At 69.6% G+C, this 14,180-nt stretch carries 14 protein-coding genes; 7 read left to right on the top strand and 7 right to left on the bottom strand.

Annotation, left to right across the window (positions count from 1 at the left end; translation table 11 throughout):
- Positions 1–4 precede the first annotated feature (4 nt).
- Genes VFV89_RS09115 through VFV89_RS09100 form a run of 4 tightly spaced genes read left to right on the top strand, consistent with a single transcriptional unit; the run spans position 5 to position 2,408 of the window.
- A complete protein-coding gene (locus tag VFV89_RS09115) occupies positions 5–178 on the top strand; it encodes a thioredoxin family protein (protein ID WP_329705615.1) in 174 nt (57 codons plus the stop codon).
- A complete protein-coding gene (locus tag VFV89_RS09110; protein WP_329705613.1) occupies positions 145–456 on the top strand; it encodes a UBP-type zinc finger domain-containing protein in 312 nt (103 codons plus the stop codon). Before VFV89_RS09115 ends, VFV89_RS09110 begins: the two co-directional genes overlap by 34 nt.
- Entirely contained in the window at positions 434–2,101 is a 1,668-nt protein-coding gene (locus VFV89_RS09105) for an FAD-dependent oxidoreductase (RefSeq protein WP_329705612.1), read from the top strand. Before VFV89_RS09110 ends, VFV89_RS09105 begins: the two co-directional genes overlap by 23 nt.
- A gap of 31 nt (positions 2,102–2,132) precedes the next feature.
- A complete protein-coding gene (locus VFV89_RS09100) occupies positions 2,133–2,408 on the top strand; it encodes a hypothetical protein (protein WP_329705611.1) in 276 nt (91 codons plus the stop codon).
- A gap of 44 nt (positions 2,409–2,452) precedes the next feature.
- Here the strand turns inward: VFV89_RS09100 and VFV89_RS09095 are convergent, their stop codons facing one another.
- The gene (locus VFV89_RS09095) at positions 2,453–3,151 is read right to left on the bottom strand and encodes a hypothetical protein (RefSeq protein ID WP_329705610.1); all 699 of its coding nucleotides are present in this window, start codon (positions 3,149–3,151) and stop codon (positions 2,453–2,455) included.
- 212 nt (positions 3,152–3,363) lie between these two features.
- Between VFV89_RS09095 and VFV89_RS09090 the strand changes: the two genes are divergently transcribed.
- Positions 3,364–4,359: a hypothetical protein gene (locus VFV89_RS09090; RefSeq protein ID WP_329705609.1), complete on the top strand. Its 996-nt coding sequence runs from the start codon at positions 3,364–3,366 to the stop codon at positions 4,357–4,359.
- Positions 4,360–4,914: 555 nt separating this feature from the next.
- Here the strand turns inward: VFV89_RS09090 and VFV89_RS09085 are convergent.
- From VFV89_RS09085 to VFV89_RS09065, 5 genes are read right to left on the bottom strand one after another with little or no spacing between them, the layout of a single operon-like run.
- Entirely contained in the window at positions 4,915–5,814 is a 900-nt protein-coding gene (locus VFV89_RS09085) for a hydroxymethylglutaryl-CoA lyase (RefSeq protein WP_329705608.1), read from the bottom strand.
- On the bottom strand, positions 5,811–6,443 hold the full coding sequence (locus VFV89_RS09080; RefSeq protein ID WP_329705607.1) for an isochorismatase family protein: 633 nt from the start codon (positions 6,441–6,443) through the stop codon (positions 5,811–5,813). Before VFV89_RS09080 ends, VFV89_RS09085 begins: the two co-directional genes overlap by 4 nt.
- Complete coding sequence (locus VFV89_RS09075) at positions 6,440–8,311, bottom strand: hydantoinase B/oxoprolinase family protein (protein WP_329705606.1); 1,872 nt, start codon at positions 8,309–8,311, stop codon at positions 6,440–6,442. Before VFV89_RS09075 ends, VFV89_RS09080 begins: the two co-directional genes overlap by 4 nt.
- Before the next feature lie 3 nt (positions 8,312–8,314).
- Positions 8,315–10,390: a hydantoinase/oxoprolinase family protein gene (locus VFV89_RS09070; protein WP_329705605.1), complete on the bottom strand. Its 2,076-nt coding sequence runs from the start codon at positions 10,388–10,390 to the stop codon at positions 8,315–8,317.
- Positions 10,391–10,399: 9 nt separating this feature from the next.
- Positions 10,400–11,599 (bottom strand): CoA transferase, encoded by a 1,200-nt coding sequence (locus VFV89_RS09065; RefSeq protein ID WP_329705604.1) that lies wholly within the window; start codon positions 11,597–11,599, stop codon positions 10,400–10,402.
- Positions 11,600–11,751: 152 nt separating this feature from the next.
- Here VFV89_RS09065 and VFV89_RS09060 point away from each other — a divergent pair, with 152 nt between their 5' ends.
- Together VFV89_RS09060 and VFV89_RS09055 are read left to right on the top strand one after the other, a co-directional pair.
- A complete protein-coding gene (locus VFV89_RS09060) occupies positions 11,752–12,450 on the top strand; it encodes a GntR family transcriptional regulator (RefSeq protein ID WP_329705603.1) in 699 nt (232 codons plus the stop codon).
- Between the two features lie 252 nt (positions 12,451–12,702).
- Positions 12,703–12,951, top strand: a complete 249-nt coding sequence (locus VFV89_RS09055; RefSeq protein ID WP_329705602.1) for an Lsr2 family protein — start codon at positions 12,703–12,705, stop codon at positions 12,949–12,951.
- Here VFV89_RS09055 and VFV89_RS09050 read toward each other — a convergent pair.
- Positions 12,899–13,978, bottom strand: a complete 1,080-nt coding sequence (locus VFV89_RS09050) for an aldose epimerase family protein (protein ID WP_329705601.1) — start codon at positions 13,976–13,978, stop codon at positions 12,899–12,901. The genes VFV89_RS09055 and VFV89_RS09050 overlap by 53 nt on opposite strands.
- Between the last annotated feature and the right edge of the window lie 202 nt (positions 13,979–14,180).

Below are 14,180 nucleotides of genomic sequence, written 5' to 3'. Positions count from 1 at the left end.
CAAGCTGGTCAAGGTCAATGCCGACGACAACCCGGAGGTGAGCCAACGGTTCGAGGTCCAGTCGATCCCGACGCTGGTCCTCCTCGACCACGGCCAGGTGGTCGACAAGCAGATCGGCGCCCTCCCGGAGCATGTGCTGCGCTCATGGCTCGAGTCCAAGCTCCCGACGAGGACGTGATGACTCCCAACCCGACGCGCGTCGGCGCCGACCCGCACCTCGGAATCATCCGACCCGTGCCGCCACCCGCCCGGCGCGTGTGCCCGGAGTGCGTGCAGCTCGCCACGCCATGGGTGCACCTGCGGCAGTGCCTGACCTGTGGCCAGGTTGGCTGCTGCGACTCCTCACCGATGCGACACGCGCGCGCTCACGCCGCCGCGACGAGCCACGTCATCGTGCGTTCGATCGAGCCGGGGGAGAACTGGAGGTGGTGCTATGTCGACGAGCAGTTCGTCTGAGCTCGAGCTCGAGGACCGACCTGAGACCCCCGACACCACCGGCGCCTACCCCCGCCTCACCGACACGCAGATCATGCTGCTCTCGCGGTACGGCGTGCGGAAGTCGCTGACCAGGGGCAGCACGCTGTTCTGCGCGGGGGACCGCGACTGCGGCCTGTTCGTCGTGTTGGACGGCAGGGTCCGGGTCGTCCAGGAGGAAGGCCCCGAGGGAGAGTCGCGAGTGCTCGCCGTCCACGGCCGGGGTCGCTTCGTGGGTGACCTGTCCATGCTGACCGGCCAGGCGGTCTACGTCACCGCCGTCGCGCAGACCGACGTCGAGGTCCTCGAAGTGCTCTACGACCGGCTCAAGGAGGCGATCACCCAGGACCAGGCGCTCGGGGACCTGATCCTGCGGGCCTTCATCCTCAGGCGCAACATTGATGCCGACCTCGGCGCCGGCCTCCGGATCATCGGCTCCCGCTACTCAGCCGACACCCGCCGGCTGAGGGACTTCGCGAGCCGCAACCGCATCCCCTGCCACTGGGAGGACCTGGAGGAGGATCCCGAGGCAGAGGTCACCCTCCGGGCCTTCGACATCCCACCCGACCAGACACCGGTCGTGATCTGGAAGGGACAGACGGTCCTGCGCAATCCCAGCACCACTGAGCTGGCCGACCTCCTCGGCCTACGGGCGGCGCCGGACCGGGCGGCGTACGACCTCGTCGTGGTCGGCGCAGGCCCGGGCGGACTGGCCGCGGCGGTCTACGCCGCCTCCGAGGGGCTCTCGACGGTCGTCCTGGACGCGCTCGCCACCGGCGGGCAGGCGGCCACGTCGTCTCAGATAGAGAACTACCTGGGGTTCCCGGCCGGTATCACCGGGGCGGAGCTGGCCGACCGCGCAGTGGTGCAGGCCCGCAAGTTCGGCGCCGTCTTCAGCATCCCCGGCGAGGCGACCTCTCTCACGCAGGCAGACGGCTATCACGTGGTGGGGCTGGCAGAGGGGGACGACCTGATCGCACACGCCGTGCTCGTCGCCACCGGCGTGCGCTACCGACGTCTCGACCTCCCGGGGACGGACCGCCTCGAGGGCAGCAGCGTCTACTACGCCGCGACGGAGTTCGAGGCCCGGCTGTGCCGACAGGACCCCGTCACCGTTGTCGGCGGTGGAAACTCGGCGGGCCAGGCCGCCTGCTTCTTGGCCCGTCAGTCGCCGGTGGTCAACCTGGTCATCCGACACAACGACCTGGGGCGGGACATGTCCCGGTACCTGGCCGACCGCGTTGAGCGGTCGCCACGCATCAAGGTCTGGCGCCACACCGAGGTGTGCGAGCTCATCGGGGATGAGGCGCTCGAAGAGGTCACGTTGCACGACCTCCACACCGACCAGACGCAGCGCGTCGCTACGACAGCCCTGTTCGTGCTGATCGGTGCGGCTCCCCACACCAGCTGGCTCCAGGGAGAGATCCCGCTGGACGCGAAGGGCTTCATACTCACCGGGCCTGCCGCCGACTGCTCCGAAGCGTTGTTCGAGACCCGCCGCCAGGGCGTGTTCGCCGTGGGCGACGTACGCAGTGGTTCGGTCAAGCACGTCGCCTCTGCCGTCGGGGAGGGCTCGGTCGCGATCCGCCAGGTCCACGAGTTCCTGCAGACCGAGGGACGCCGGTGAGCAGGGACAGGCCCACGAGGTTCGCCGCCACATGAAGGAGCGAGAGCTCGAGGCCAAGGTCATGCGGTTCGTCCGCGAGATCGGCATCGCCCCCGAGGGCAAGGTTCGAACAGTGGGATTCGACCTCACGAGAGGCGTGGTCGTCGTCAACACCGGCGAGGCCACCTACGCGGCGCCCGCCGCGGGCTTGTGGTCTGACTACGCCGACAACGTCGCGCGGATCAGGCCCCGCCATGCCCTGCTGATCAAGTACTCAGATGGACCAACCGAGCCGGGCGCCCTCGCCTCCGGGACTGATCCCGACTGACGCGACGTTCAACAGCGCCGGCCGAACAGCCCCGGATCCACGGATCAGCCGCCGAGCGAACCGACCGCACGCGCGACCAGCAGCAGGGACACCAGGAGTGCGGCGGTCGCCTGGATGGCCATGAGCACCTTCGCGCGGCTGGTGAGCGGCATCGTGTCGGTCGGGCTGAAGGCACTCGAATTGGTCACGGACAGGTAGAGGAAGTCGATGAACACGGGGACCCACCCGGAGAGCTCACTCGACGAACGACTGACTTCCGGGACCGTGTCCTGGTTCTCGTCGTTCGAGAAGCGCCAGTCGGCGGCAGGCATCGTTTCGCGTGGCATGGTCCGACGCGCAACAGGTCCGCCACGGTCCATCTCCCAGAAGAGCAGCGCGAACCCGATGACGTTGGTGACCCAGATCTGCATGGCGCCCACCAGCAGGTTCTCGCCGCTGGGCGCGTTGCTCGAGAGCTCGGTTATGAGCAGGCCGAGTGACAGCAGGTTCGAGACGATGACGAGGAAGGCCAGACCGATCGAGACCGTTCTCGACCATGACGTCTGACGGGTGATCCGGCGTGGATTCGTGACGATCAGGGCCACCAGCAACAAGGCCTCGACGCCGGGGATGACGAACGGTCCGAGGAGCTGCAGCGAGGACGGTAGCAGCGCGTAGACAACCAAGGCGGCCACCACAGCGAGGGCCGGCGGGATCCGGTCCTCTCCCTTGGCCGTCCGCCGTCGAGACAGTTCGTCCTGCACCCCTTGTGACGTCACATCTCAAGCACAGCACGCTCATTGTCATGGGACCCGTCGCCCCGCCATCGGGTGTACCGACGATCTGACAGACGTAGATCGCCAGGTAGCAGATGAGCACCCCAGAGGTGAGAGTCAATGCCGCGCGGCCCTCGACTGCCCAGCAGCGCGGACGCGCCTCTGCCGCTCGGAGAGAGCCACGGGGGTACTGCAGGGCCATGAAGCCCCTCAATGTCGGTCTGGTGGCCGACCCGGCAGCGCCCACGGACGTCGCCCGGCGGATGGGCCTGGACCCGACGAACGGTGAAGGTCACGACCCGTGGGACGTCGAGCTGGTCAGCGAGGCCTTCACCACCGGTTCGGAGGACGTGGACGCCGCGGTGGCAAGGCTCCGGGACCACGCTCGCGAGCACGACTGGGACATTGTGGTCGGCCTGACCGAGCTCCCGCTCCGGGACGACGACGGCCGCTACCTGCTCGTCGAGGCGGACACCCAAGGACGGACGGCGGTGCTTTCGTTGCCCGCCCTCGGTGGGATCCGGACGCATGCGAGGGCCCGGCGAGCGGTGCACGCTCTCCTCAGGGGCCTGGCCGACCCCAGCTCGCAGGACCCGCATCGCAAGCCACTCCCTCGGCGCAGCGGCCGCTGGCGGTTGCTGGTGGGGATGGTGCTCGCCAACCGACCTTGGCTCCTCGTTCCCGGGCTGAAGTCCGCACTGGTGGCGGCGTTGACGACGGGGGCCATCGCCACGATCAACTCGACCGTGTGGCTGCTGGCCGGCTCGTTGTCCATCTGGCGGCTCGTGGTGGCGATGATCGCCTCACTGGCGCTGATCGTGGGGTGGCTCGTGATCGACGGCGAGCTGTGGGACCGCCCAGATGACGACTCGCCGGAGGCTCGACAGAGGTCTCGTCTCTACAACACCTCGACGGTGCTGACCCTGACCGCGGGAGCGCTCATCTGCTACCTCGCTCTCTACGTTGTGAACCTGGCCTGGGGCCTGTTCGTCCTCGACCCGTCCATCATGGGGGGCTACCTCCAGGTGTCGATGACCTACCGCGACCTGTTCCTCCTGGCCTGGTTCGTCGCGTCGGCGGCTACCGTCGGCGGCGCGCTCGGGAGCGGCTTCGAGTCCGACGAGGCGATCCGCGCCGCGGCGTACTCGAAGCGCGAGGAGGAGCGCCGGAGCCGGCTGGCCGACGAACGGAGCTAGCCGCTCCTCGGGGGTCGCCCCCGAGAGGCCGCGGGGCGGCAGGGCGGTGCCGAAGACTCCGACCCTAGGGATGAGGTCCCACTACCGCCCGATCTATGCCGCCCTGCTGGTGGAGCCCTAGCGTGCGGCAGTCGGATAACCCTTCGAGGGTCGTTGCCGGGGGTCCCCGCAGATACCAAAATTCGTGCCCGAACGTGCCCTAACGTGCCCAAAGAACGTGGCATTTCTGGACTGCGCTGGACAACAGTGGACGTGGCACGGTTAGTATTTCCGCAGGTCAGACGCCTATTCACGGTCTGACCTGCACGAATGCTCGAAGCGATTTTCCGCATGGCATGCAGAGGGTCAGGGGTTCGAGTCCCCTCAGCTCCACTCATCTCTGCAGGTCAGACGGGGTCTTCGGCCCCGTCTGATGTCATCTCGGGCTCTCCTGACGCTTCCGTGGGTGGGCGATCAACCGCCGCCTGGCCCAGCGTGGTTGACCACCCACCGCCACCGGCCCAGACCGGTTGAAAGATCACCGCTGCCCGGAGTGGTCCTGGCTCCGTCCGAGGATCAGTCAGGGAAGCCTCCCGCTCGAAGCAGAGCGCCCGGCAGTGGCTTGCTCAATCGGTGCTCCAGCCATGCCACCGTGTCGGTGATTGCGGCGAGGGCCAGGCCGGTGGGGATCCCCATCCGGTCGAACAGGTAGACCAGGTCTTCGGTTGCGACGTTGCCGGTCGCGTTGGGGGCGAACGGGCATCCGCCCGCGCCACCGATGCTGGCGTCGAGGGTGCACACACCGGACTCGACGGCCGCGACAGCGTTGGCCACGCCGGTGTGCCGGGTGTCGTGCAGGTGCAGCCGGAGCGGCGTCTCGAGCCCCACCAGCTCCCGGGTCATCTCGAGGCGCTCCTTCACCTCCGAGGGCACTGCGACCCCGATGGTGTCGGCGAGGGCGACCTCGTCCGGCCCGGCGTCGACCACACGGCGCACGACGTCGCGCAGGCGGTCGAGCGGTACCTCCCCCTCGAACGGGCAGCCGAAGGACGCCCCGATGGTGATGGTGGTGAACACGCCTGCTGCCTTGGCCTCGAGCACCAGTTCGGCCGCGGTGTCGCAGGCCTCCGCCGTGCTCATCGCCTGGTTGCGGCGGCAGAACGTGTCCGTCGCCACGACCACCACGTCGATCTCGTCGACCCGACCGGCCAGCGCGCGGTCGAGCCCGCGACGGTTCATGACCAGCCCGGCGTACGTCACGCCCTCGTGCCGCGGGAGGGCTGCCATCAGGTCGTCGGCGTCCGCCAGCTGCGGCACCCGCGACGGGTTGACGAAGCTGGTCACCTCGATCCGTCGCGCGCCGGAGCGAACCGCGCGCTCGACCAGCTCGACCTTGTCCTCGGTCGACAGGACCCGGTCCTCGTTCTGCAGTCCGTCACGCGGCGAGACCTCGAGGATCTCGACTGACGGGCTCATCGCTGCTCCTCCAGGTAGGTCACGGCAGTGGCCTCGTCGACGACCTCGGCGTACTTCGCCTGGAGGTCGAACAGGTTCGCGTCGTGGGCCTGCGCCGTCCGGTCCCCGACCGCATCGCGCACCACGAGCGGGACGAACCCGTGCTGTACGGCGTCCACGCCGGTCGCGCGGATGCAGCCGCTGGTGCTGACACCCACGACGACGACGGTGTCGACGCCCTGAGCAACGAGGGTGGGGGCGAGCGAGGTGCCGAAGAAGGCGCTGGCGTACTGCTTGATGATCACCAGCTCGTCGTCCTGCGGTGCGACCTCCGGCATGAGCTGACTCATCGGGCCGCCGCCGAACAGCTGCTGCAGCGCGGGCACCTTCTGGACGAAGACACCGCCGTCGCTGCCGTCCTTCGCGAACTCGACCCGAGTGTGGAGGACCGGGACGCCGTTGCTGCGTGCGGCCGCCAGCACCCGTGCCGCCGAGGCGAGGCAGTCCCGGGTCGGCAGGCACAGGGGGCTCGTCGGGTCGAAGTAGGCGCGCATCATGTCGACGGCGAGGACCGCCGGGCGACGGCCCGGGCGGAGCGGGCCCGCGAAGCCCTCGTCGAAGCCGGCCCCGGTGCCCGGGGGGTCGGTCATCGAACGAGGGGCGGCTTCGGCGCGGGCAGGCCCGTTTCCTCCTGGCACCGTTCCAGGATCTCCTGCAGCGGCGGACCCATGTCGAAGGTGGGCAGCGGCTCGGGGCGTCCCTCCTTCAGCTTGCCGCGCAGCTGCTCCGTGCCCTCGGTGTCGACCCGGCCGTCCTCGCTGCACACCACGCCGTACCGGCGGGCGCCGGCGGCCGTGACCAGCCCACGGCGCACCTCGAGGCCGACCAGTTCCGGGTCGCGGGCGAGCGGGTCGCCCCATCCGCCGCCACCCCAGGTGATGAAGTGCAGCAGGTCTCCCACCTCGACGGGGAAGTCATGGACCTTGCTGGGAAGCACCTCGGTGGTGCCGTCGGCCCGCTCGATGACCTTGCGCCCGCGGGTGCCTGGCTCGCCGCCGTTGACCCCCCACGGGTAGGTCAGCCACCGGTCGTCGTGGATCGCGATGGTGCCCGGCTCGAGGAAGCGGTAGGCGACGTCCACGCCGTTGCCGCCGCGGTGCACCCCCGCGCCGCCGGTGTCGGGGATGGTCTCCCAGCGCTCGATCCGCAGCGGGTAGTAGGACTCGAGGTACTCGCAGGGGATGTTCACGAAGGACGGCCACAGCGAGTGCCCATCCGGGCCGTCTCCGATCGGACGGCCTGGGATGCCCCCGAAGCCGATGGAGTAGAGCTGGAACCACTCGCCCTTGCGGTCGCCGGAGCTGTAGTTGCCGGAGTACATGAAGTGTGGCGAGGACGAGAACCCGGCGGCGTTGAGCAGGTCGGGGTTGGTCTGGCCGAGCAGGCCGCCGAACAGGTCGAAGACGCGGCCGATGCCGTGGTTGCGGGCGTTGAGGGCGGCGGGGTACTTCGGCCTCCAGAAGGACTCCTCGGGGATCTCCACGTCCACCAGTGGGTAGAAGCCGTCGTTCCAGAGGATCTGCGGGTCGGCGACGGTGATCATGTAGATCCCGAAGAACATCCGGACCAGGTTCTCGTTGATGAAGTAGTTGACCGGACCCTGCGCCTGCGGGCTGCTCCCGGTGAAGTCCAGCAGCACCTTGTCGCCGGTGCGGGTCAGGCTGAGGGTGAGCTCGTACGGGCCGAAGCCGACGCCGTCGTCGCAGATGTAGTCGGTGAACGAGAGCGTCTTGCCCTCCTCGAACACCATCGCCAGCAGCGTCTTCATCGCCCGGTAGTTGCGGTCCAGCAGGGCATCCAGCGCCGAGGTGTAGGTGTCCACGCCGAAGCGCGCGCACATCTCCTGCACCCGACGTGACGCCGTACGGCACGCGGCGACGATGCCGTTGAGGTCGGCGCGGTTCCAGTCGGGCTTACGGACCTGATTGAGGATGATCCGCAGCGCGTCGTCGTCCAGGACGCCCTTCTTGTAGAGCCGGAAGGGCGGGATGACCACGCCCTCCTCGAAGATCGTCTTCGCATCCGTCGGCATCGACGCCGGCGTCTTGCCGCCGACGTCGGACATGTGGCCGAACATCGACGACCAGCCGACGATGCGTCCCTCGAAGTAGATCGGCATGACGACCAGCCAGTCGTTGGCGTGGCTGATCGCGGCCCCACAGGAGTACGGGTCGGAGGTGAGGAGGACGTCGCCCTCCTCGATGTCTCCGTCGAAGTTCTCCAGGAAGTCGGGGATCGAGAGGCCGAACTGGCCGACGACCATCTTGCCCTCCCGGTCCCCGATCAGCGGGAACTCGTCGTGCTGCTCACGGATGCCGGGCGACAGGGCGGTCCGGAACAGCACCTCGTCCATCTCGTAGCGCGCGTTGCGCAGTGCGTTCTCGACCAGGTCCAGCGTCACCACGTCGACGTCGACGCTGCGAAGGGGCTCGGTCGCGGTCTCGATGAGGCGGGCCATGGCTCAGTGCTCCGTGTTCTGGTCGAGGGGGCGGATGAGGAGGCTGCCGCCCGGGTGCACCGTGGCGGCGTGCCCGGGGAGGATCAGCGTGGTCGAGTCCATCTCGGTGACGATGGCGGGGCCGCGGACGATGTTGCCGGCCCGGAGTCGTCCGCGGTCGTAGACGTTGGCCTCGACCTCGCCGCCCTCTACCCAGATCGGGTGGGTGGTCCGGAACGCGTCGGCCGGGTCCTCGCTGCCCTGCTCGAGCTCGGTCGGGGTCAGGTCCGGGCGGGGCCCGTTGGCCGTGGCCCGGACCGTCACGACTTCGTGCTCGGCGTCGAGGACGAACGAGAACAGCTGGTCGTGCTGGGCGTCGAAGGCCGTGCGCAGGCTCTCGATGCCACCGCCGCTGCCGTCGAAGGCGTCGATGTCGATCGTCACCGGGATCTCGAAGCCCTGGCCGTGGTAGCGCAGGTCGGCCGAGTAGGCCACGCGCTGCTGATCCTGGGGGACGCCCTCGCGGGTGAGGGTCGCCTTCGCCTCGTCGGCCAGCTCGGTGAGGATCCCGGACAGCGAGCCGTCGTCGAGATCGCTGAACCGGCGTACGAGCGTGCGGACCGCCTCGTCGCGCATCACGGTGGTGGCGTCGCCGTAGGCGTTGAGCACGCCGGGCGACGGCGGGATGATCACCGGCCAGGCGCCGGTGAGCCTGCCGAGGGCGTTGGCGTGCAGGGGGCCCGCGCCGCCGAACGCGACGAGAGCGAAGTCACGCGGGTCGAATCCCTGCTGCACCGAGACCAGGCGCAGCGCGCCGAGCATGTTCTCGTTGACGATGTCGATGATGCCCGCGGCCGCGGCCTCCACCGACTCGAGGCCGGTGGCGTCGGCGATCGACTTCACCGCGGCGTGAGCCGCCTCGCGGTCGAGGGTGATCTCCCCGCCGGCGAGCTGCGTCGGGAGGTAGCCGAGGACGACATTGGCGTCGGTGACCGTCGGCTCGGTGCCCCCGGCGGAGTACGACGCCGGTCCGGGTACGGCGCCCGCGGACTGCGGCCCGACGCGCAGGGCCTGCGTGAGCGGGGGGACGTGGGCGATGGAGCCGCCGCCGGCCCCGACGGTGCGCACGTCGACCGAGGTGGCGCGGACCTTCAGGTCACCGACGGTGGTCTCCCGGCCGATCCGCGGGGTGAGCCCCTGCACGAGGGCGACATCGGTCGAGGTGCCTCCCATGTCGAAGGTGAGGAAGTCCTCGAATCCTGCCTGCTCGGCGGCCCAGGTGGCGCCGGTGACGCCGCCGGCCGGGCCGGACATCAGCATGCTGACCGGGTTCGCGGCCGCCACGCCCGCGGACACGAGGCCGCCGTCGCTGCGGAGGATGCACAACCGACCGTGGATGCCGGCAGAGGTCAGCTTCTCCTCGAGGTTCGCCACGTAGCTGGCCACGTGCGGCTGCACGGCGGCGTTGGCGACCGTGGTGATGGTGCGCTCGTACTCACGCAGCTCGGGGAGCACCGAAGAGGAGAGCGAGAGCGGGATGTCGGGGAGCTCCTCGCGGGCGATCTCCCCGACCCGACGTTCGTGGTCGGGATTGGCGTAGGCGTTGATGAGGCTGATGCTCAGCGCCTCGATGCCCTGCTGCGACAGCTGCCGCAGCCTGGCACGTGCATCGTCCTCGTCGAGCGGGGTGACCACGGACCCGTCGGAGGCGATCCGACCCCGGACCTCGACGGTGTCCTCGAGGGCGGCCAGCGGCTCGGGCTTGGGCCAGATGATCCAGCCCGCGAGCCCGCCGGGCACGAAGGAGCGGGCGATCTGCAGGACCTGCCGGAAACCGTCGGTGGTGACCAGGCCGACGCGCGCCCCCTTGCCCTCCAGGATCGCGTTGGTCGCGACCGTGGTGCCGTGGAAGACCTCGCCGATGTCGCCGACGGTGACGCCCGCCGTCTCGCAGGCACGCTCGATGCCCCGCAGCACCCCGACGGACTGGTCCTCGGGTGTGGAGGCGGTCTTGGCGCGGAAGGTGGCGCCGGACCCCTCATCCATGAGCAGGATGTCGGTGAAGGTGCCGCCGACGTCTACGCCCAACCGGTAAGCCATGCTTCCTCCTCAGATGACGCCGGCTGAGCGCAGCGACGACATCGCGTCGTCGTCGAGTCCCAGCAGGCCGCGATAGATCTCTTCGTTGTGCTCACCGAGCTCGGGTCCGACATGGCGGATGCGGCCGGGGGTCTCAGACAGCTTCGGCGCCACGTTGTGCATGGCGAACTCCCCGAGGTCGGGGTGAGCGAGCCGGACGATCGCCTCGCGTGCCGCGAACTGGGGGTCGGCGAACATGTCCTTCGCCCGGAAGATCCGCCCGGCCGGCACACCATTGTCGTGGAGCGCCTCCAGCAGATCATCGGCCCCCAGGGTCGAGCTCCACTCGGCGATCGTGGTGTCGAGCTCCTCCATGTGCTGGCCACGGGCGCTGTGCGTCGCGTAGCGCTCGTCGGTCGCGAGCTCCGGGCGTTCCATAACCTCGGCGAGGCGACGGAAGACGGTGTCCTGGTTGGCGGCGATCAGCACCATCTCGCCGTCCGCCGTCGGGTAGGCGTTGCTCGGGGACACGTTGGGCAGCGTCGTGCCGGTGCGCTCGCGCTGGTAGCCGGCGATCTGCCACTCGGGCAGCAGCGACTCCATCATGGCCAGCACCGCTTCGTAGATCGCCGAGTCGACCACCTGCCCGCGGCCCGTGCGTCCACGTTGGTGCAGGGCCACCAGGGTCCCGAGCGCGGCGAACGTGGCCGCGAGGGAGTCACCGAGAGAGACCCCTGCCCGCGCTGGCGGCCGATCCGGCTCGCCGGTGACGTAGCGGATGCCACCCATCGCCTCGCCGATCGAGCCGTAGCCCGCGCGGGCGGCGTACGGGCCGGTCTGGCCGAAGCCGGTGACCCGGGTGACGACCAGCCCCGGATTGACCTCCCACAGCTGCTCCGGGGCAAGGCCCCACCGCTCGAGGGTGCCCGGCCGGAAGTTCTCGACCAGCACGTCGGCACGGGCGATGAGTCGGCGCACCAGGTCCTGGCCCTCGGCGGTCCGGAGGTCAGCGGTCACCGAGCGCTTGTTGCGGGCCACGACCGGCCACCACAGCGACTTGCCATAGGGCTTCTCTCGACCCCACTGCCGCATCGGGTCCCCCCGCGCGGGGTCCTCCACCTTGATCACGTCGGCACCGAAGTCGCCGAGGAGCTGCCCGCAGAACGGTCCGGCAAGAAGCTGACCGAGCTCGACGACCCGCAGGTCGTCCAGAGGCAGCTGAGTCTCCATGGGATCCCATCGTCGTGTTGCATACAACCTGACGCTTCGATGTGAGCCGCACAACACTCACGCCTGTGGAATCTAGAGTCAACCCCAGGGAACCGTCAATGGCTTGTTCAGATATTGCATACAACTTTGGCCACTGCTAGGTTCCGCACACCATGAGCGAGACAGCGGTCCCGACCGAGCCCGACCCCGGCCATGCGTCAGACCACGCCTACCGCCTGATCCGCGCGCAGATCCTCTCCGGAGCCCGGGCCGGCGGCGACTGGCTGCGCGAGGGCGACCTCGCCGACTCGATCGGCGTCAGCCGGACGCCGGTGCGCGAGGCACTGAGGCGGCTCACCGCCGAGGGGCTCGTGCACTACGAGCGCAACCGCGGGGTGCAGGTGGCCGCCTGGACCACCGCGGACCTCGACGAGATCTTCAGTCTCCGCTCCGTGCTCGAGCCGTGGGCCTCCCGACTGGCCGCCACCGCGGCCTGCGTGGACCTCGACATGCTGGACCGGCTGGCCCACGACATGGACGCCGCCGCGGGAGCCTCCGAGGCCGACGTCGACCGGATCACCGAGCTGAACAACCGCTTCCACCGACTGATCCTCGAGGGGTCGAAGAACCGGCGCCTCGGCAGCGTCGTGGCCACCGTCGTCGAGGTCCCCCTGGTGTGGCAGACGTTCTCGCACTACAGCGAGACCGACCTGCGGCGCAGCCTCGCCCACCACCACGAGCTCGTGGCCGCACTCGAGGCCCGCGACCCCGACTGGGCGGAGTCGGTGATGCGCAGCCACATCAGGGCCGCCTGGAACTCCCTGCGCGCCGTCGGCGACGCCACAGACGACGCGCAAGCGACCGATCTCTAGACCATCAGGCGATGAGCGCCTCGTCGTGATGCGGGAGAGATCCCGTAGTCATGGGACGTGACCGCGGACCAGGGGATCTGCCGGGGCCGGCTTCAACGCGCCAGAGGGCTTTCAGCACTCGGTCCCCTGCATCAAGACGGCTACGGACGCGGCGGCTCGGCGGCGGGACTGGTCGCAGCGCGGACCCGGGGCAGCGTCCCAAATCCGCCGAGTTGCACGACGATGCGGCTCGAGGGCGGGACAATCACGTCCATGGCCAAGCGCGTGAAGATCATCATGACCGACGACATCGACGGCGGTGAAGCCACGCAGACGGTGAGGTTCGGGCTCGACGGTCGCGAGATGGAGATCGACCTCACCGACGAGAACGCCATCAAGCTCCGCAAGGCCCTCCTGCCCTACATCTCGGCGGGACGTCGTGTCAGGAGCGCGACGTCCTCGAGGCCGCCTACCTGGCGGCCGGCGGCCGAGGGGGAAGCGGCGAGAAGGACCACTCGATGACCGACCGGTACGTGTCGCCTGCAGCGAGGAGCGCCGAGGGCCAGTCGGGGTGGTTGGGGGAGTCCGGGAAGAGCTGCGGCTCCAACGCGACGCCGGCGTAGCGCGGCAACGGCGTGCCGTCGACGCCCGGTCGGCTGCCGTCGAACGTGCCGCTGGTGAACAGCTGCAGTCCCGGCTGGTCGGCGAGGAGCTCGAGGCGCAGGCCCGTGCGCGACGACTCCAGGGCGGCCACCGGCCGCCGCCCCACGCCCGCGACCACAAGGTTGTGGTCGTAGCCGCCCGGCAGCTCGGCGAGCCGCTCGGACAGCAGGGCGGGCTCGCGGAGGTCGAACGGCGTGCCGTCCACCGGCTCGTGCGTGCCCGTCGGGATCGCCGCGTCGTCGACCGGGGTCCACCGGTCGGCCGGCACCCACAGGCGGTGGCCGTCGATCGTCCCGCCACCGTCGAGGTTGACGTAGGCGTGACTCGTCAGGTTGACGACCGTCGGGGCATCGGTCGACGCGGCGAGCGTGAGCCGGACCGTGCTGTCGGTGACCTCGTAGGTCGCGGTGGCCTCGACCCTTCCGGGGAAGCCCATGTCGCCGTCGGGGCTGACCAGCCGGAGGACGGCCCGGTCGAGCTGATGCTCCCGCACCTCCCACAGCCGGCGGTCGAAGCCGTCCGGACCGCCGTGGAGCGCATGACCTCGATCGTTGACGGGCACCCTGACCTCCTGCCCGCCCATCACGAACCGGCCTGCCCGGATCCGGTTGGCGTAGCGGCCGATGACCGCGCCCAGGTAGTAGGGAGAGGCGAGGTACGTCGGCAGGTCGGGGTGGCCGAGCACGACGTCGTACCGCCGCCCATCGCCGGCGGTGACCTCGAGCCGGTGCAGCGTCGCCCCGAGCGTCAGTAGGTGCACCTCGGGACGAGGATCCCCGCCGATGACCAGCCGCTGGACCGGCCGACCGTCGCTCAGGACGCCGAAGAGCCCCTGGCCCGGGTCTGACGGCGTGATATCTCCGCCATACGTGTCAGGTCGATGCACCGGACAAACGTTACATCGTTGTGAACCGGATCTTTGCCACGTAGTAGATCTCGGTTCGTTGTCGCCAAGCGGGCCACCACCCCAGGACTCGCTCGATCTGAGGAGCATGGTGATGAGCTCTCCGGGTCCGGTCCCTCCGGGCGCTGGTGCCGCGCTCGTGGTCGCGGCGACGGCCCTGAGCCTCATGCTTATTTGCGGCGAA

This window comes from Nocardioides sp., assembly GCF_036274455.1.
GTDB lineage: Bacteria > Actinomycetota > Actinomycetes > Propionibacteriales > Nocardioidaceae > Nocardioides.
The sequence above is the reverse complement of the archived record's forward strand: the minus strand, read 5'-3'. Positions and strand labels throughout refer to the sequence as shown.